The organism is Sodalis sp. RH20, assembly GCF_047324205.1.
GTDB lineage: Bacteria > Pseudomonadota > Gammaproteobacteria > Enterobacterales > Enterobacteriaceae > Acerihabitans.
On the sequence record NZ_CP178733.1, the window covers coordinates 5,814,848 to 5,830,867 of the forward strand.

Consider the following 16,020-nt stretch of genomic DNA (forward strand, 5'->3'; position numbering starts at 1 on the left):
AATGCTGAAGGCTAAAGCAGCGCCGCCATTTCGTTCAGGATCTGCTCGCACCACAGCTGCAGGCGTTCCTCGCTTAAATCGTACTGATTCACCTCATCCAGCGCCAGGCCGACAAAATGCTCGCCGTCGGCGGCCAATGCCTTTGGACTGGTGAATTCATAACCGGCGGTGGGCCAGAAACCGATAAAGGTGGCGCCCCGCGGCGCCAGCACATCATGCAGATAACCCAGCGCGTCCAGAAACCACTCGCCGTAGCCGAGCTGATCGCCCATGCCGTACAGGGCGATAATCTTGCCCGACAGGTCCAGATCGGACAACTGCGACCAGGCGGCGTCCCAGTCTTCCTGGATTTCGCCGAAATCCCAGGTGGGGATGCCGAGGATCAGCACGTTATACTCTGCCATGCGGCTTGGCGGCACCTCTTTGATATTATGCAGGTCGACCAGATCCGGACCCAGGATATCGCGGATTTTCTCCGCCGCCATTTCGGTATAGCAGGTACTGGAGCCATAAAATAAACCGACTTTCATCTTTACTCATACTCTTGACCTTCAATCTATGTCATCAAGTGTACCAGATTCACCGCGTAATCAGGCATAATGCAGGCATGAAAAACACCGGGGGCCCAGATGCAGCAGCAGAATAACCCAGGATCGAACAACCCCTGGATCGAGCAGTTTCTCGATGCCCTGTGGCTGGAGCGCAACCTGGCCGAAAACACCCTGTCGGCCTACCGTCTCGATTTGCAGGCCCTGGCCGATTGGCTGGCCGCCCGCCAGACGGACCTGCAAACCGCCGGCGCGGCGGATTTGCAAGCGTTCCTGGCCGACCGCCTGGAGCACGGCTATAAGGCCACCAGCTCCGCCCGCCTGCTGAGCGCCATGCGGCGCTTTTTCCAGTACCTGTACCGTGAAAAAGCGCGTGACGACGACCCCAGCGCCGCGCTGGCGGCGCCGAAGCTGCCGCAGCGCCTGCCCAAGGGGCTCAGCGAGGACCAGGTCGGCGCGCTGCTCAACGCGCCGGTGCTGGACCAGCCCATCGAAGTGCGCGACAAGGCGATGCTGGAGGTGCTTTACGCCACCGGCCTGCGCGTTTCGGAGCTGGTGGGCCTGACCATGAGCGATGTCAGCCTGCGCCAGGGCGTGGTGCGGGTTACCGGCAAAGGGGACAAGGAGCGGCTGGTGCCCCTGGGCGAGGAGGCGGTATACTGGGTGGAATATTACCTGGAGCACGGCCGTCCCTGGCTGATGAACGGCCAGAGCGCCGACGTCTTGTTCCCCAGCAACCGCAGCCGGCAAATGACCCGGCAGACCTTCTGGCATCGCATCAAGCATTATGCGATCCTGGCGGGTATCGACAGCGAGCGGCTCTCCCCCCATGTTTTGCGCCATGCGTTCGCTACGCATCTGCTTAACCACGGCGCGGACCTGCGCGTGGTGCAACTGCTGCTGGGCCACAGCGACCTGTCCACCACCCAGATTTACACGCATGTCGCAACCGAACGTCTTAAACTGATTCATCAGCAGCATCATCCCCGGGCCTGACGGGGATTAACGTATTGATCACCACCTGCGTGGCATAAACCAACAAGACCCATTTAGGATCAAGAGATAAGGACTGACAATGAAACCGAGCCTGGTATTGCTTTCTTTTGCGGCGCTGTCGCTTTCCCGCCTGGCCTGCGCCGATGACGCCGCCATTACGCACTCCCTGGCGCGCCTGGGGGTGCATCAAGCGGAAATCCAGCCCGCGCCGGTGGCGGGGCTGAAAACCGTGCTGACCGAAAGCGGCGTGCTGTATGTCTCCGACGACGGCAAACACGTCATCCAGGGTCCGATGTACGACGTCGGCGGCAGCCAGCCGGTCAATGTGACCAACCAGCTGCTGGGCAAACGGCTGGACGCGCTGCAAAACCAGATGATCGTCTATAAAGCGCCGCAGCAAAAACATGTCATTACCGTCTTTACCGATATCACCTGCGGCTATTGCCACAAGATGCACGAGCAGATGAAAGACTACAACGGGCTGGGCATTACCGTGCGCTACCTGGCGTTCCCGCGCCAGGGGCTCAATTCCCAGGCGGAAAAAGACATGGTCTCGGTGTGGTGCAGCGCCAACCCCAATGCCGCCTTTGATAAAGCCATGAACGGCGACCCGGTGCCCGCCGCCGCCTGCAATACCGATATCAGCAAACATTACCAGCTGGGCGTGCAATACGGCATCCAGGGCACGCCGGCGGTGCTGCTGGACAACGGCGCCATGGTGCCGGGCTATCAAAGCCCGAAGGAAATGGCGGCGATGCTCGATCAGCAGCAGGCGGGCGGCTGACGGCGGTGAAAATCAAAACCGAACTGCGCCGCCGCCCGCAGGCAAGCGCCGAAGGACTGCGCGAGATGGATATCCATCCTTTGCTGCGCCGTCTTTATGCGCAGCGCGGCGTCAAAGGCGCCGGCGAGCTGGAGCGCGGCGTCAAGGGGCTGCTGGCATATGGGCAACTGGACGGTATCGAAAGCGCGGTGGATCTGCTGGTACGCGCCCTGGCTGACGAACGCCGCCTGATGGTGGTGGGCGATTTTGACGCCGACGGCGCCACCAGCACCGCGCTGATGGTGATGGCGCTGCGGCAGATGGGCGCCGGCCATGTGGATTTCCTGGTGCCGAACCGGTTCGAGGACGGCTACGGCCTTAGCCCCGAGGTGGTGGTGCAGGCGCTGGCGCGCCGCGCCGAGGTTATCATTACGGTGGATAACGGCATCTCGTCGCATGCGGGGGTCGATCTGGCCCATCAACACGGCATCCCGGTGCTGGTGACCGACCACCACCTGCCCGGCGACACCCTGCCGGACGCCGACGCCATCGTTAATCCCAACCTGGCCGACTGCGCTTTCCCCTCTAAATCCCTGGCCGGGGTCGGCGTGGCGTTTTACCTGATGCTGGCGCTGCGCGCCCGGCTTAACGACAGCGGCTGGTTTGCGCAAAAAAATATCCCGGTGCCCAAGCTTGCCGAACTGCTGGATCTGGTGGCGCTGGGCACCGTTGCCGACGTGGTGCCGCTGGACGCCAATAATCGCATTCTCGTGCACCAGGGCATCAGCCGCATCCGCGCCGGCCGCTGCCGTCCCGGTATCCGGGCGCTGGCGGAGGTCGCCAACCGCGATACCGCCAGGCTCAGCGCCGGCGATCTGGGTTTTGCCCTCGGGCCGCGGCTTAACGCCGCCGGCCGGCTGGACGATATGTCGGTGGGCGTGGCGCTGCTGCTGACCGACGACCTGGCGCAGGCGCGCGGGCTTGCCGGTGAACTGGACGCCCTTAACCAGACCCGGCGCGAAATCGAGCAGGGCATGGAAGTGGAGGCGCTGGCGCTGTGCGGCCAGATGGAGCTGAACCAAAACGAAATGCCCTATGGCCTGGCTATCTACCACGCCGAATGGCACCAGGGCGTGGTGGGCATCCTGGCCTCGCGCATCAAGGAGCGTTTCCACCGCCCGGTCATCGCCTTCGCCCCGGCGGGCGACGGCATCCTGAAAGGCTCGGGCCGCTCGGTGGCGGGCCTGCATATGCGCGACCTGCTCGAAAGACTCGATACGCTGCATCCCGGCATGATCATGAAATTCGGCGGCCATGCCATGGCGGCCGGCCTGTCCCTGGACGCCTCGCAGTTTGAGCCTTTTCGCCTGCGTTTTGCCGAACTGGTCAACGAATGGCTGGATCCGGCGCTGCTTGACGGCATTATCTGGTCCGACGGCGAACTGGGCGGCGGCGAACTGTCCCTGGCCACCGCCGAAATCCTGCGCGACGGCGGCCCCTGGGGCCAGGCTTTTCCGGAACCGCTGTTCGACGGCAAATTCCGCGTGCTGCAACAAAAGCTGGTGGGAGACAAGCACCTGAAGCTGATGGTCGAACCGGTGGCCGGCGGTCCGCTGCTGGACGGCATTGCCTTTAATGTCGATAACACCCTCTGGCCCGACAACAGCGTGCGTCTGGTGGAACTCGCCTACAAGCTGGACGTGAACGAATATCGCGGCAACCGCACGGTGCAATTATTAATCCAGCATCTCTGGCCGCTGTAAGCGCAATATGCTACACACCGGGGTGCGGATCCGTTAGAATACCGGGCTTATATGCCTATCTTTTCTTTACGAGCTAACTGAACTCATGTTTGAAATTAATCCGGTAAAAAACCGCATCCAGGACCTGTCTGAACGGACGGAAGTTCTCAGGGGGTATCTTTGACTACGATCTCAAGCGCGAACGCCTGGAAGAAGTCAACGCCGACCTGGAACAGCCCGATGTCTGGAACGACCCCGAGCGCGCCCAGGCCTTAGGCAAGGAACGCGCCTCCCTTGAAGCCATCGTCGACACCATCGATCAGATGACCCGCGGACTGGATGACGTGTCCGGCCTGCTGGAACTGGCGGTGGAGGAAGACGACGAGGAAACCCTTAACGACACTATCGCCGAGCTCGATCAGCTGGAGGCCAAACTGGCCCAGCTGGAGTTCCGCCGCATGTTCTCGGGCGAATACGACAGCGCCAACTGCTACCTGGATATCCAGGCCGGATCCGGCGGCACCGAAGCCCAGGACTGGGCCAGCATGCTGCTGCGCATGTACCTGCGCTGGGCCGAGGCCCGCGGCTTTAAAACCGAAATTATCGAACAATCCGATGGCGAAGTGGCCGGCATTAAATCGGTCACCATCAAGGTCATCGGCGAATACGCCTTCGGCTGGCTGCGCACCGAAACCGGCGTGCACCGCCTGGTGCGCAAAAGCCCGTTCGACTCCGGCGGCCGCCGCCATACCTCGTTCAGCTCCGCCTTTGCCTACCCGGAAGTGGATGACGATATCGATATCGAAATCAATCCGGCGGATCTGCGCATCGACGTCTACCGCGCCTCCGGCGCCGGCGGCCAGCATGTAAACCGCACCGAGTCCGCGGTGCGTATTACCCATTTGCCGACCAATATCGTCACCCAGTGCCAGAACGACCGCTCGCAGCATAAAAATAAAGAACAGGCGATGAAGCAGTTAAAGGCCAAGCTGTACGAGTTTGAACTGCAGAAGAAAAATGCCGAAAAGCAGGCGCTGGAAGACACCAAGTCCGATATCGGCTGGGGTAGCCAGATCCGCTCTTACGTCCTGGACGATTCCCGTATCAAGGATTTGCGCACCGGCGTGGAAACACGCAATACGCAGGCGGTACTGGATGGCGATCTGGATAAATTTATCGAAGCAAGCCTTAAAGCCGGGCTATGAGGAACCAAGATGTCTGAATCACAATCACAGGGCGGTGCCCCGCAGGCGACGGATGTCAATAACGAACTCGCGGCGCGCCGTGAAAAACTGGCGCTGCTGCGGGCGCAGGGCAATGCTTTTCCCAACGATTTTCGCCGCGACGCCACGTCCGATACGCTGCATGCCGCCTATGACGAACACAGCAACGAACAACTACAGGAACTGGGCCGCGAGGTCAGCATCGCCGGGCGCATGATGACCCGCCGTATCATGGGCAAGGCGTCTTTTGTGACCCTGCAGGACGTCGGCGGCACCATCCAGCTGTACGTCGCCCGCGACGAACTCCCCGAGGGCCTGTATAACGACCAGTTCAAAAAATGGGACCTGGGTGATATTCTCGGCGCGCGCGGCAAAGTCTTCAAGACCAAGACCGGCGAACTGTCGATCCACTGCACCGAACTGCGCCTGCTGACCAAGGCCCTGCGCCCGCTGCCGGATAAATTCCACGGCCTGGTGGATCAGGAAAGCCGTTATCGCCAGCGCTACCTAGACCTTATCGCCAACGACGAATCCCGCCACACCTTTAAAGTGCGCTCGCAGATCATGGCGGAAATCCGCCGCTTTATGGTGGATAAAGGCTTTATGGAAGTGGAAACGCCGATGATGCAAAGCATCCCCGGCGGCGCCGCCGCCCGGCCGTTTGTTACCCACCATAATGCGCTGGATATAGATATGTTCCTGCGCATCGCGCCTGAACTGTACCTCAAGCGCCTGGTGGTCGGCGGGTTTGAACGGGTGTTCGAGATCAACCGCAACTTCCGCAACGAGGGCATTTCGCCGCGCCATAATCCCGAGTTCACCATGATGGAACTCTATATGGCCTATGCGGATTATCGCGATCTCATCGTGCTGGTGGAAGAGCTGTTCCGCACCCTGACCGAGCGGGTATTGGGCACAAGCGTCATACAGTATGGCGACCAGACCTTTGATTTCGGCAAACCCTTTACCCAGATGACCATGCGCGAAGCCATCTGCCATTACCGCCCGGAAACCGTTGCCGCCCATCTGGACAATTTGGAACAGGCCAGCGCCATCGCCGCGTCGCTCGGCATCAAGATCGAAAAAAGCTGGGGCCTGGGCCGTATCCAGACCGAGATTTTTGAAGAAACCGCCGAAAGCCACCTGATCCAGCCGACCTTTATCACCGAATACCCGGCCGAGGTCTCGCCGCTGGCGCGCCGTAACGATGAAAACCCGTTCTTCACCGACCGGTTTGAGTTCTTTATCGGCGGCCGCGAAATCGGCAACGGCTTCTCGGAGCTGAACGACGCCGAAGACCAGGCGGCGCGTTTTGCCGAACAGGCCAGCGCCAAGGATGCCGGCGACGACGAAGCCATGTTCTACGACGAGGACTACGTTATCGCCCTCGAACACGGCATGCCGCCGACGGCGGGACTGGGCGTGGGTATCGACCGCATGATGATGCTGTTTACCAACAGCCACACCATCCGCGACGTGATCCTGTTCCCGGCGCTGCGCCCGCAGAAATAACGGGCCGGTACCCCAGCCGGTCAATGACCTGGGCCGGCGGGCTTAACGCCCCGCAGGCAGCAGCTAAACGGCGCCTTGAATGTTGGTTGCGCGCCAATATTCCGGGGCGCCGTTTTTTATTAGGGGATAACCGCTTAAAACTCACGCAGTTAATCGCCGCACCGCTTGCCAGGCACCGGCATAAGGTTATAATGCCTCTCGCGCTTTCCCCGAGCGCGGCCGTGCGGGTGTAGTTCAATGGTAGAACGGCAGCTTCCCAAGCTGCATACGAGGGTTCGATTCCCTTCACCCGCTCCAAAACTTCCTTAACGTATTAATTCGTCTTGCTTTTTCAATCATACGTGATGAGACTCGTGATCCTCCTACAACGGAGTGATACAGCCAATGGCTCAGCGTGATAATCTCTATCGACGTTCCAGCGAGATCTACGTTCTAAGAATAACCGTTCCTGCTCGTTACCGTGCCCTGATAGGGCAGCGCGAAATTCATGCGTCTACCCGCACAACCCGCCTCGCAAATGCCAGAACGATCGCCACGCGTTTGCTGGAGAAGTGGTATGCGTCTCTGGAAGAGTTCAGCGTTCATATTTTGAAAGCACTACATGTAACGTTTGAGGTCGCTATGCATTGTTAAGGGCAACAGAACCTGATAGCTCTCCCTCGATTTCCCATCTGGTTGAATTTTCAGTCCAAATCAACTCGATAAAGTTTTCATCCAGCGATGTAATTGTTATGTGTGCTTTTACTGGTTCCGGTTGCGGGCTGGTTTGATAATAGTAACACTTTGAATTAGTTGGGTTCGAAAGATCACAATTAAGATCATGTTTTCCAAATGGTTGAGCATTGGCAGAGATGATGAGAACTTTGCCAGCAAGCCTCCCTGTTCCTTGATAACACGCTTTTGTGTCAATTCCGTTAACGTAGAATATTCCAGCCATAAAGCATCTCGTTGGTGAGTTGATATGCTGAGAATAATCAATCTAATGCCAACAAACCACCGTTTTCCGGCACCCCCCTTCTGGCAGGGTAGTTGACACCCCATACTGAAAATCCCAAGGGGGGCAACGGAGCCTGATATGAAACGCTATTCACCGGAACGTAAAGCCGCAGTTTTGGCCAAGTTACTTCCTCCTTACAACATGACCGTCACCGCACTTGCACAATAGGAATGGATATCGGAAGTTATCCTTTATAATTGGCGAAACCAAGCCAGAATAGAGGGAAGACCGGAGCCGGAGGCAATAAAAACACCGACCAATGGTCGATAGCGATGCTGAATCCGGATAAGCCAGAAACCGGGCTGAAAACTGCGGCATAAAAACGAATAAGGGTGTCGACTTCGTTGACAGCTACCGGGGGCGTTGCAGGCGGTGCATGCGGCGACGCACCCGGCGGAGCAGGCGAACGGCGATCCGCCTGAGGCTGATGAAGACACCGGGCTGCTGGTCGACTTGCTTGATGATGACGCGGGCGGCAAGTAAGAAAATGACACCGAAAGGGGTCGTGTACACAATGACAACACAAATGACACCATAGATGACGCCATGCGAGGGGGTCACAATGAGCACAATCCACTTCCGGATAGATGACGATACCAAGCGTCTGGCGACGCAGGCGGCGTAAAGACATAAAGTGAGTCTGACGGAGCTGATGCGTCAACGCGCGGAAGAACTGGCGGAGGAAGAGCGTGAGTATCAGAGCCATGAACATGAATACTGCCATGAGAAGCAAATAGAAGAGGCGTTCGACAGTTATGAAGCCGGTCAAGTCGAGTTCATCAGTAATGAAGAAATGCATGCTCGAATGGACAAACTCAAACAACTAGCCATGCAGGGAAAGCTGTGACATCAGTGGCGCAATAGGGAAAACAAGCACAGGCAGATCGGGAAGCTATCTATGCCTACCTCTACCGGGAAGCCGGAATGGACGTTGCCACCATAGTAGATGAAAGGTTCACTGCCATGGCAACGTTGTTGGAATAAACGCCACTGGCAGGGGTGCTGGCGGGAAAAAAAGACAATCAGCGCAAACTTATCATGCCAAGGCTGCCGTTTATTATGGTGTATGCCGTCGAAATCAAAATCGTGCTTATCTTGCGTGTTCTGCATATGTCACCAAAGATAACGAGTCGATATCAACAACATTAGCCCGCTCTCTGCAGTCCGGCGCACTCCGGTGAAGGACAAGAGGCGCGCCGGCTTAAGTGCACTATGCGGGGCCGGCGGCAGATTATGGCGTTCCGAAGTCAACAATAACGCCCGTATAAGAACTGATTTGCCGTCGCCGACGTTTTTAAACGCTATGGCTGAGAGGGACGCTGCCAAACCTGGGACTGTTGCTTTTTCGCAGTCAATTTTTCCGCCAGCTTCCCTCACAGCTTAAGGTTATTTTCCTTTGCCCATTTTCTTAACCTGCCGCAGGCGTTGGCGTAGGGTGAAGACGTATTGAGAGAAATCATTCTTCCCATTGTCCATTTGCCATACCACGCTTTTCCATACAGATCATCGTCAGATCGCTTATTGATAGATTCAACGATTTCGTTTTTAGCTTCCTGCAGTTGGTTTTTTAGCGAGTCTAAATCCACATCGCCATAGTCGTGATAAAACTTTTGGGCGAGAAGACCAAGCTGGTTCCACTGGTAACCTTTTTCCGGGAAATCGACGGGCTGTCCTGCTTCATCACGCGTTATCCATTTGATAACTAATCTATTCCAGCCAACTAGGTAGGCGACAAGATTGCAAACACTCATAACAGAGCCTTTTGCATGCCCTTCCATGGATGCCTCCGAGGCTAATTCTGGCGGAATGGATGCGAGGTAACCTGATAATTTATTGTAGTTTTTGTCGATGGCTAACAGAAGTTCCGATTTAGTTTGCGGCACACCCATCAGAATTCCCTCTCCGGTTGTTGGGGTATCGAGGTAGTTTGGCAAAGGCGGGGGTACTTATGCGAACACTTTCGAGGAAAGAGTGGGTAAATCTTATTGTTAAGCTGATCAATTCTTATTTTGCAGTGTCGGTCGCTGGCCACACGCTTACGTTATGTGCGGGCGCAGCGATATATCAAAGATACCGCGAACGCATAAATGATAATGACTGAAATCCAGATGGCGCCGGGCCACCATGTCCGGACCAGAAAGTATAAGGTCGAGAAAATCAGCGGAGCCACAATAGACGCCAGGCTGACAGCCGAGGCCAATATGCCCTGAAGCTGTCCTTGTTGGCCAGCGTTAACCTGATGGGTAGCCAATGCCTGGAGGGCTGGCATGCCGATGCCGCCAAGGGCCACAAGCGGCATAATCGCGAACACCATCCAACTCTGGTTACTTATGGACAGGATAATCAATGCCAGGCATGAGCAGGCAATGCCGGCCAGGATAGTGCCGCGTTCACCAAGCCGCCGGCTGGCAGGGCCGGGCAAAAGTGCTTGCGCCAGTGTCTGGCATACTCCGAACGTGCCCAGGGACAGGCCAATCCACAACCCATTCCAGTGAAACATATCCTGCCCCCACAGCGCCCAACAGGTTCCATAAACCTCGCCGGTGGCGCTTAAGAAAAAGAAAACCAGCGTGACAATCAAAAGCCCTTTAGAGGCGGATAACCAGCGCAACGGCTTGAGTGGATTAAATTCAGACAAATTCATTTTCCGGTTTGCCGGGATGCGGGACTCTTTCAGGACGGTTAACGCCAGCAGAAAGTTACCGGTGTTCAGTCCGGCGGCAACGAGGAAGGGGAGCCGTAATCCGTAGTCGCCGAGCCACCCGCCAAGAACCGGCCCGATGATGAAGCCAGCGCCAAACATGGCATTAAATAACCCAAAACGCCGGGCGCGTTTGTGTTGCGGGGTTATATCAGTCAGCCAGGCCATAGCGACCGCTATATTCGCGCTAGTGAGGCCGGCTATCGCCCGCCCGGCCAGCAGCATCCAAAGCTGGGTGGAGAAAGCCATTATCAAGTAGTTGACCACCGCGCCGGAAAGAGAAATCAGCAATATCCGGCGCCTGCCGAAATTATCGCTTAATGCGCCGAGCAAGGGGGCGAAAATAAACTGCATAAGCGCATAAAGCGCCGCCATAATGCCGATGTAAGGCGAGATGTCCGCCGTATGCATGACATCTTCGAGAAGGCGCGGAAGAATAGGAAATATGATGCCGATGCCAATAGCGTCAAGCCAAATGGTAATAAAAATAACGCTCAGCGTTTGCTTCACCATGGCGGCAACATCAGGCTGGCAAGCGCCGTTCCCCACGGTTTACACATAGGGGGTTCCCTGTGCAGCCGCTTCGGCGGCATGAAAGCCGTGCTCAAGAAGACCAAGGAATACCTGCCGCCTATCTTTGATTGATAACGTTGTTTGGTGGCTCAGCGCTTCCTGGAATGCGATACGCCAGGTATTCAGCACGATGACGGCGATAAGGCTGGCCGCGGGATCATTATTTTGCGCGTTGATGCGCGAGGACAGGATATTGCTCAGCGTCAGTACCAGTATTTCAAACTGCTCAAGCGCATAAACGCGCAGTGATGGGCTTTCCGCGACCACCCTCCAAAAGTCGGCAACACCCTTATCCATCCTGACTAACGGATGTTTCTGTTCGACCAGTTCAGCGGCCAGGGTTCGTAATGCCGCCACCGGCGAAAGCGCGTGATGGCGGTCGATAGCGCTTTGTAATAATTGATGGATCTCGTCAATGCGATCGAAATAAAGCGCCTCCTTGCGCGGGAAGTAGTTAAATACCGTCATCTTAGAAACGTTTGCAGCGATGGCAATATCCGTAATAGTGACATTATCAAAACCATGTTTAATAAAGAGTTCCGTCGCGGTGTTTGATAGCTGCTGGCGTGTGATGCGTTTTTTTTGCTCACGCAACCCTTCCGCTTTACCGTTGATGTTCACTTGTCCGCTCCCGGATGGTCGTGTCGCTATTATTGTGGCATATTTTTATGTCTGGTAAAATTTTATGATCATAATAAAATTAAGTCCAGTAAAATTTTTAATCACGTCCATTTTTGGCGGCCGACAGCGCGGAGGGGCGATTGGGGCGGCGGCCCCCGCAGCGGCGGAACGACGGGAGGTTATTATATGACGGGCCACCGGTGAATGTAGCGGGCAGGGAGCAGCCGTTCGCTCAGGCGTAAGGCGTGCCCGCCATGGCGGCGTTCAGGCCGAGGGTACCCCGATCGATAAGAGCGAGAAAGGCGGCCTGCGCTTCCTCTGCGTCCCGATGGTGGCGAAAGACCCGGTGAGCCTGGATGAAGGCCACGGTCCAGGTGGCCAGGAGCAGGCCGGCCGCCAGATGAGCGGCGGGATCGGCGGGGTCCCGCCCCACGCATGCGCATAGCGCTTGCGTCACCACCTGCGCTATCTCGTCGCGTATTCCGCGCGCCCGGGCCTTAAGGGTTTCGCTGCCCTCGATGGTCGCCATGAAGCGTTCGCTCCCGGCGGAAAATTCGACATAGGGGCTTTGTTCCGCCACCAGCCGGTGCGCGAGCAGGCGCAGCGCCTCGATGGGAGAGACTTGGGGATCGCGGCGCCGCAAAGCGTCGCGCAAGAGTTCACGGCCCTCCTCGTCGCGATCGAAGAACATGTCCTCCTTGCGGGGAAAGTGATTGAACACGGTCATCCTCCCGACGTCGGCGGCCGAGGCGATCTCATCCACCGTCACCCGATCGAAGCCCCGTTCCATGAAGAGGCGCGTGGCGGCATTGGAGATGGCTTGCCGCATGGCAAGGCGCTTACGGGAACGACGGTCGGATGGCATTGGCGAATGGACCTTATCAGCGTATGTATATGTACTGAGTATACCTCGAGCCGCGGCAGAGAGGGACAACGCCTTGAGATCCGGGCGCCGGAGAGACCATAACGGCAGGCTATTTTCAGCCTGCTCAGGCACCGGTTACCGCTTCATAAAGCACCTGCAGGCGCAGGCGCAGGAACAGCACCGCCTGGTGTTTGCGCGACAGCAGGGTTTCGACGGCGATCCCGGTCTCATCGGCCAGCTGCTTAAAGGAGTAGCCCTGAAGTTCGGTCTTTTCAAACGCCTCGCGCTGCTGGGGCGGCATATCCGCCAGCGCCAGTTCCAACTCCTGCCATACCAGCTCGCGCAGATAGGTGTCCTCGGCGCCGCTTTGCGCATTAAACAGCAGTTCGCCCAGTTCCTCGCCGGCGGGCCATTCCTGGTCCATATCGTCGGATAGCAATAATTCGCGCTTTTTACGCGACCGGTCGATAAGCTCATTGCGCGCGGCGCGATACAGCCAGGCGGCGACCTGCTCGATGGGATGAAGATAGCTATCGGCCTTGATCAGCTGATAGCTTATCTCCTGGAACACATCTTCCGCATCGGCGACGTTACCGGTGCGCCCGGCAATAAACGCCCGCAGCCGCTGCTGGCAGCCGCGCAGCGCGGCCAGCAGATCGTGGCGCCGGTCCGCGGCGTTAGTCATTATGCCTGGCCGTTATCGTCGGCGCGCGGTTCATTGCCCCGATCCCTAGGATGGCAGTGGCCATGCCAGGGACCCTGCCGGTGGCCCATGCCGCGCTGTTTAATAAACGCCTCGCGTTCCTCGGGGCTCATCGCCATCCAGCGCGCACGCATTTCCTGGCCCCGGCGGCCGAACATGCCCCGGCCGCCAAAACCGCCAAACAGGATTTTGCAGAGGATAAGCAGCCCCAGCGCCTGGAAAAAGCCAATGCTCTTTACGCCGAATATTACCGGCAGCAGCGCGTTCCACAGCAGCATGACCAGCGTGGTAACCGCGAGGATAGCCACAACGGCCATAACCAATATCTTTAACTTACGATCTCTCATGTTGTCTACTCCACATTGTTCAGATACAGAGGTAGACGAATCAGCGGCGAAAATATTTGCCGTGCGCGACCCATGTACGGAACAACACTACCTTCCGTATTGTCTGTAGTGTAAGTATTTTGATAAAACAGCATTTACAGCGGGAGATATGATGCGCAGCAGGACTCAAGTTTTACTCTTTACGGCGGGATTACTGGCCGGCAGCCTCAGCCTGGTTTCCCCCGTACGGGCGGAAGGCGAGCAGGATGCCGTTGCGCCGCAGCAGGAACAGGTACAACCGCAGCAGGAGCCGGCGCAGCCTGAACAGGCGCCGGCACCCGCGCAACCGGATTCGGCGCAGCCGCAGCTTACGCAACCCCAACCGGAGCTTACGCAGCCCCAGCCCGCCGCGCCCCCGTCCTACGAGCTCAATAAAATCATTATCGATGATAAAGAGCATCAAATCGGCGATACGGTACCGGCTAAATACCTCACCAAGCAGTATGAAATTGTCGAATGGCAAAAGCGCCATTTGCCCGCCCCGGTAGAGAATAGCCATTGGACCTATGCCAGCGGCAATTACCTTCTGATCACCAATGACACCGGCAAAATTCTCAAAGCCGAATCGGGCGATATCTTTTTCAGTAATAACTGACTACCTTTGTGCCCGGTAACGCCCCGGCCTTTGGCCGGTGGTGCGCGTAAACGCCGCACTAAATGCCGTATCGGAACCGTAACCGACGCTTTCCGCCACCGCCGCCAGACTTTTGCCGGCCCGCAGGGCGTCGCCCGCCACCGCCATGCGCCACTCGATAAGATATTGCAGCGGCGGCACCCCGACCAGCCGCCTGAAATGCTGCGAGAACGTGGTGCGCGACATGGCGACCCTGGCCGCCAGTTCCCCCACGGTCCAGCGGCGGGCGATATCGGCGTGCATCAGGCCCAGCGCCGCGCCGATATGCGGATCGGCCAGGGCGCCCAGCCAGCCGGGCGCTTGCATACCCGACCCCAGGTGCGCCCGCAGGATCTGGATGAGCACCATATTGGCGAGATTGGTAGCCACCACCGCGGCCCCCGGGCGTGAGGCTCCGGTCTCGATGCGCAGCAGTTCCAGCACCGCGCGCAGCGGCGCGGCGCTGGCTGACGCCGCCGGCACATGAACCACCGGCGGCAGTAGCTTCAATAACAGGGTGCCGGAGTCGTGCGCAAAAATAAAACGTCCGCCCGCCGCGCTCACCTTCTCGCCGCTGTCGCCATAACGCGCAATACCGTCTGTGCCAAGGTTTTTCGCCAGGGCCTCCCGGCCATCAACCGGCGCCAGAGTGGGATCGCTGCCGGTGCAATAGTCCTGGCCGCGCGTCAGCAAATAAAAATCACCGGTCATGATATGCACGGGCGGCATGCCGTCTTCACTCCACAGCCAGAATGATCCTTCCAACACGCCGGCGAATTTGATATGGCTCAGGCCGGAGAAACGCATCGCCCAGGGACCGTGCACCTCAATGCGCGCCGACAACAGGCTTTTAGCTTTCAACAGGGAAAACACATCCGACAACGGGTCCATAACATTCCGTACGATCGATGATAAATAGCGGGGAATTGATTATAGATTAATCGGCAGGCGGGCGCCATGATGCCTTCTGTCCCCGGCGTGGCCCGGCAAGGCCGCGCCGATTTTGATGGCGAATTAGGTGGAGGCGTATTCATGTCGCAAATCAACGGTAAAGTGGTAATTATTACCGGCGCGGGCAGCGGTATCGGCGCGGCGACCGCGCTGCTGCTGGCGTCGCGCGGCGCTAAAGTGGTGCTGGGCGCGCGCAGGCCGGAGCGGCTGGCGGCGCTGGCAACCCGTATACGAACCGAGGGGGGGGGACGCGGCCTGTTTGCAAACCGATGTCACCCGGCGCGACGATGTGGCGCGTATTGTCGACCTGGCGTGCGAACGGTATGGCAAGCTGGATGTTTTGATCGGCAACGCCGGCGTGGGCCCGATTTCACCTCTCGACGAACTGAAGGTAGACGACTGGGAGGCGATGATCGATATTAATATCAAGGGCGTGTTGTATGGTATTGCCGCCGCGCTGCCGGTGTTCCGCGCCCAGGGTTTCGGCCATTTTGTCCACACCGCGTCCACCGCCGCGCATCGTATCGTACCGACCATGGCGGTCTATGCCGGCACGAAAATGGCAGTGCGCGCCATCTCCGAAGGGCTGCGGCAAGAGGCGGGGGAAACGCTGCGGGTCACGGTCATCTCTCCCGGTATGACGCGTACCGACTTTGCGCAGACCATCACCGATCCGGCCGTCAAGGCCCGGATCGAAGAGTCCATGAACACGTTCGGCATTGCGCCTGAGGCGATAGCGCGCGCCATCGCCTTTGCCATTGAACAGCCCGCCGATGTGGATGTGGGCGAGATTATCGTGCGTCCCACCGCGCAGGGTTAACCCGCA

Annotated in this window: 18 protein-coding genes, 1 tRNA gene and 2 pseudogenes; 10 read left to right on the forward strand and 11 right to left on the reverse strand. The window is 58.0% G+C overall.

From position 1 onward, the window contains the following. Window positions 1–11: 11 nt before the first annotated feature. Window positions 12–530: a flavodoxin FldB gene (fldB, locus tag ACL2XM_RS26560; protein ID WP_413729491.1), complete on the reverse strand. Its 519-nt coding sequence runs from the start codon at window positions 528–530 to the stop codon at window positions 12–14. A 99-nt stretch (window positions 531–629) separates the two neighbouring features. Here fldB and xerD point away from each other — a divergent pair, with 99 nt between their 5' ends. From xerD to ACL2XM_RS26595, 7 genes and pseudogenes are all read left to right on the forward strand, one after another. After that, on the forward strand, window positions 630–1,544 hold the full coding sequence (xerD, locus tag ACL2XM_RS26565; protein ID WP_410013614.1) for a site-specific tyrosine recombinase XerD: 915 nt from the start codon (window positions 630–632) through the stop codon (window positions 1,542–1,544). A 79-nt stretch (window positions 1,545–1,623) separates the two neighbouring features. Beyond that, window positions 1,624–2,328 (forward strand): bifunctional protein-disulfide isomerase/oxidoreductase DsbC, encoded by a 705-nt coding sequence (dsbC, locus tag ACL2XM_RS26570; protein ID WP_410013615.1) that lies wholly within the window; start codon window positions 1,624–1,626, stop codon window positions 2,326–2,328. Between the two features lie 5 nt (window positions 2,329–2,333). Beyond that, window positions 2,334–4,070 (forward strand): single-stranded-DNA-specific exonuclease RecJ, encoded by a 1,737-nt coding sequence (recJ, locus tag ACL2XM_RS26575; RefSeq protein WP_413731982.1) that lies wholly within the window; start codon window positions 2,334–2,336, stop codon window positions 4,068–4,070. An 85-nt stretch (window positions 4,071–4,155) separates the two neighbouring features. Then, a protein-coding gene (gene prfB, locus ACL2XM_RS26580) for a peptide chain release factor 2 (protein ID WP_410013617.1) occupies window positions 4,156–5,254 on the forward strand; the annotation gives its coding sequence in 2 pieces (ribosomal slippage) (window positions 4,156–4,230 and window positions 4,232–5,254; 1,098 coding nt in all). 9 nt (window positions 5,255–5,263) lie between these two features. Continuing rightward, on the forward strand, window positions 5,264–6,784 hold the full coding sequence (lysS, locus tag ACL2XM_RS26585) for a lysine--tRNA ligase (RefSeq protein ID WP_413731983.1): 1,521 nt from the start codon (window positions 5,264–5,266) through the stop codon (window positions 6,782–6,784). Between the two features lie 223 nt (window positions 6,785–7,007). After that, a tRNA-Gly gene (locus ACL2XM_RS26590) sits at window positions 7,008–7,081 on the forward strand. Window positions 7,082–7,168: 87 nt separating this feature from the next. Then, window positions 7,169–7,360, forward strand: a pseudogene (locus ACL2XM_RS26595) (DUF6538 domain-containing protein); the annotation flags it as partial. A gap of 43 nt (window positions 7,361–7,403) precedes the next feature. Here the strand turns inward: ACL2XM_RS26595 and ACL2XM_RS26600 are convergent. Together ACL2XM_RS26600 and ACL2XM_RS26605 are read right to left on the reverse strand one after the other, a co-directional pair. After that, a complete protein-coding gene (locus ACL2XM_RS26600; protein ID WP_413731984.1) occupies window positions 7,404–7,721 on the reverse strand; it encodes a hypothetical protein in 318 nt (105 codons plus the stop codon). Between the two features lie 411 nt (window positions 7,722–8,132). Continuing rightward, window positions 8,133–8,351: a hypothetical protein gene (locus ACL2XM_RS26605; RefSeq protein WP_413731986.1), complete on the reverse strand. Its 219-nt coding sequence runs from the start codon at window positions 8,349–8,351 to the stop codon at window positions 8,133–8,135. Window positions 8,352–8,433: 82 nt separating this feature from the next. On the opposite strand from ACL2XM_RS26605, the gene ACL2XM_RS26610 reads away from it, so the two are divergent. Further along, window positions 8,434–8,628 (forward strand): damage-inducible protein J, encoded by a 195-nt coding sequence (locus tag ACL2XM_RS26610; RefSeq protein ID WP_413731987.1) that lies wholly within the window; start codon window positions 8,434–8,436, stop codon window positions 8,626–8,628. A 2-nt stretch (window positions 8,629–8,630) separates the two neighbouring features. Here ACL2XM_RS26610 and ACL2XM_RS26615 read toward each other — a convergent pair whose 3' ends face one another. From ACL2XM_RS26615 to ACL2XM_RS26645, 7 genes are all read right to left on the reverse strand, one after another. Further along, the gene (locus ACL2XM_RS26615) at window positions 8,631–8,891 is read right to left on the reverse strand and encodes a hypothetical protein (protein WP_413731988.1); all 261 of its coding nucleotides are present in this window, start codon (window positions 8,889–8,891) and stop codon (window positions 8,631–8,633) included. A 263-nt stretch (window positions 8,892–9,154) separates the two neighbouring features. Then, entirely contained in the window at window positions 9,155–9,670 is a 516-nt protein-coding gene (locus tag ACL2XM_RS26620; protein ID WP_410013622.1) for a ClbS/DfsB family four-helix bundle protein, read from the reverse strand. Window positions 9,671–9,822: 152 nt separating this feature from the next. Beyond that, on the reverse strand, window positions 9,823–10,995 hold the full coding sequence (locus ACL2XM_RS26625; protein WP_413731991.1) for a TCR/Tet family MFS transporter: 1,173 nt from the start codon (window positions 10,993–10,995) through the stop codon (window positions 9,823–9,825). 39 nt (window positions 10,996–11,034) lie between these two features. Then, complete coding sequence (locus tag ACL2XM_RS26630) at window positions 11,035–11,676, reverse strand: TetR/AcrR family transcriptional regulator (RefSeq protein WP_413731992.1); 642 nt, start codon at window positions 11,674–11,676, stop codon at window positions 11,035–11,037. A gap of 232 nt (window positions 11,677–11,908) precedes the next feature. Next, window positions 11,909–12,541: a TetR/AcrR family transcriptional regulator gene (locus ACL2XM_RS26635; RefSeq protein WP_410013625.1), complete on the reverse strand. Its 633-nt coding sequence runs from the start codon at window positions 12,539–12,541 to the stop codon at window positions 11,909–11,911. 124 nt (window positions 12,542–12,665) lie between these two features. Continuing rightward, complete coding sequence (locus tag ACL2XM_RS26640; protein ID WP_410013626.1) at window positions 12,666–13,226, reverse strand: RNA polymerase sigma factor; 561 nt, start codon at window positions 13,224–13,226, stop codon at window positions 12,666–12,668. After that, a complete protein-coding gene (locus ACL2XM_RS26645) occupies window positions 13,226–13,591 on the reverse strand; it encodes a hypothetical protein (RefSeq protein WP_410013627.1) in 366 nt (121 codons plus the stop codon). The genes ACL2XM_RS26640 and ACL2XM_RS26645 overlap by 1 nt, the downstream gene beginning before the upstream one ends. A 148-nt stretch (window positions 13,592–13,739) precedes the next feature. On the opposite strand from ACL2XM_RS26645, the gene ACL2XM_RS26650 reads away from it, so the two are divergent. Then, window positions 13,740–14,225: an RcnB family protein gene (locus ACL2XM_RS26650; RefSeq protein ID WP_413721383.1), complete on the forward strand. Its 486-nt coding sequence runs from the start codon at window positions 13,740–13,742 to the stop codon at window positions 14,223–14,225. Here the strand turns inward: ACL2XM_RS26650 and ACL2XM_RS26655 are convergent, their stop codons facing one another. Further along, window positions 14,226–15,134 (reverse strand): cupin domain-containing protein, encoded by a 909-nt coding sequence (locus ACL2XM_RS26655; protein ID WP_413731993.1) that lies wholly within the window; start codon window positions 15,132–15,134, stop codon window positions 14,226–14,228. Window positions 15,135–15,275: 141 nt separating this feature from the next. Between ACL2XM_RS26655 and ACL2XM_RS26660 the strand changes: the two are divergent. Beyond that, window positions 15,276–16,014 (forward strand): annotated as a pseudogene (locus tag ACL2XM_RS26660) (SDR family oxidoreductase). Window positions 16,015–16,020 lie beyond the last annotated feature (6 nt).

Coding starts and splice junctions, on each gene's coding strand:
- fldB (WP_413729491.1), bottom strand. CDS start 530: ATGAAAGTCGGTTTATTTTATGGCTCCAGTACCTGCTATACCGAAATG.
- xerD (WP_410013614.1), top strand. CDS start 630: ATGCAGCAGCAGAATAACCCAGGATCGAACAACCCCTGGATCGAGCAG.
- dsbC (WP_410013615.1), top strand. CDS start 1,624: ATGAAACCGAGCCTGGTATTGCTTTCTTTTGCGGCGCTGTCGCTTTCC.
- lysS (WP_413731983.1), top strand. CDS start 5,264: ATGTCTGAATCACAATCACAGGGCGGTGCCCCGCAGGCGACGGATGTC.
- ACL2XM_RS26600 (WP_413731984.1), bottom strand. CDS start 7,721: ATGGCTGGAATATTCTACGTTAACGGAATTGACACAAAAGCGTGTTAT.
- ACL2XM_RS26610 (WP_413731987.1), top strand. CDS start 8,434: ATGCGTCAACGCGCGGAAGAACTGGCGGAGGAAGAGCGTGAGTATCAG.
- ACL2XM_RS26615 (WP_413731988.1), bottom strand. CDS start 8,891: ATGCAGAACACGCAAGATAAGCACGATTTTGATTTCGACGGCATACAC.
- ACL2XM_RS26620 (WP_410013622.1), bottom strand. CDS start 9,670: ATGGGTGTGCCGCAAACTAAATCGGAACTTCTGTTAGCCATCGACAAA.
- ACL2XM_RS26625 (WP_413731991.1), bottom strand. CDS start 10,995: ATGGTGAAGCAAACGCTGAGCGTTATTTTTATTACCATTTGGCTTGAC.
- ACL2XM_RS26635 (WP_410013625.1), bottom strand. CDS start 12,541: ATGCCATCCGACCGTCGTTCCCGTAAGCGCCTTGCCATGCGGCAAGCC.
- ACL2XM_RS26640 (WP_410013626.1), bottom strand. CDS start 13,226: ATGACTAACGCCGCGGACCGGCGCCACGATCTGCTGGCCGCGCTGCGC.
- ACL2XM_RS26645 (WP_410013627.1), bottom strand. CDS start 13,591: ATGAGAGATCGTAAGTTAAAGATATTGGTTATGGCCGTTGTGGCTATC.
- ACL2XM_RS26650 (WP_413721383.1), top strand. CDS start 13,740: ATGATGCGCAGCAGGACTCAAGTTTTACTCTTTACGGCGGGATTACTG.
- ACL2XM_RS26655 (WP_413731993.1), bottom strand. CDS start 15,134: ATGGACCCGTTGTCGGATGTGTTTTCCCTGTTGAAAGCTAAAAGCCTG.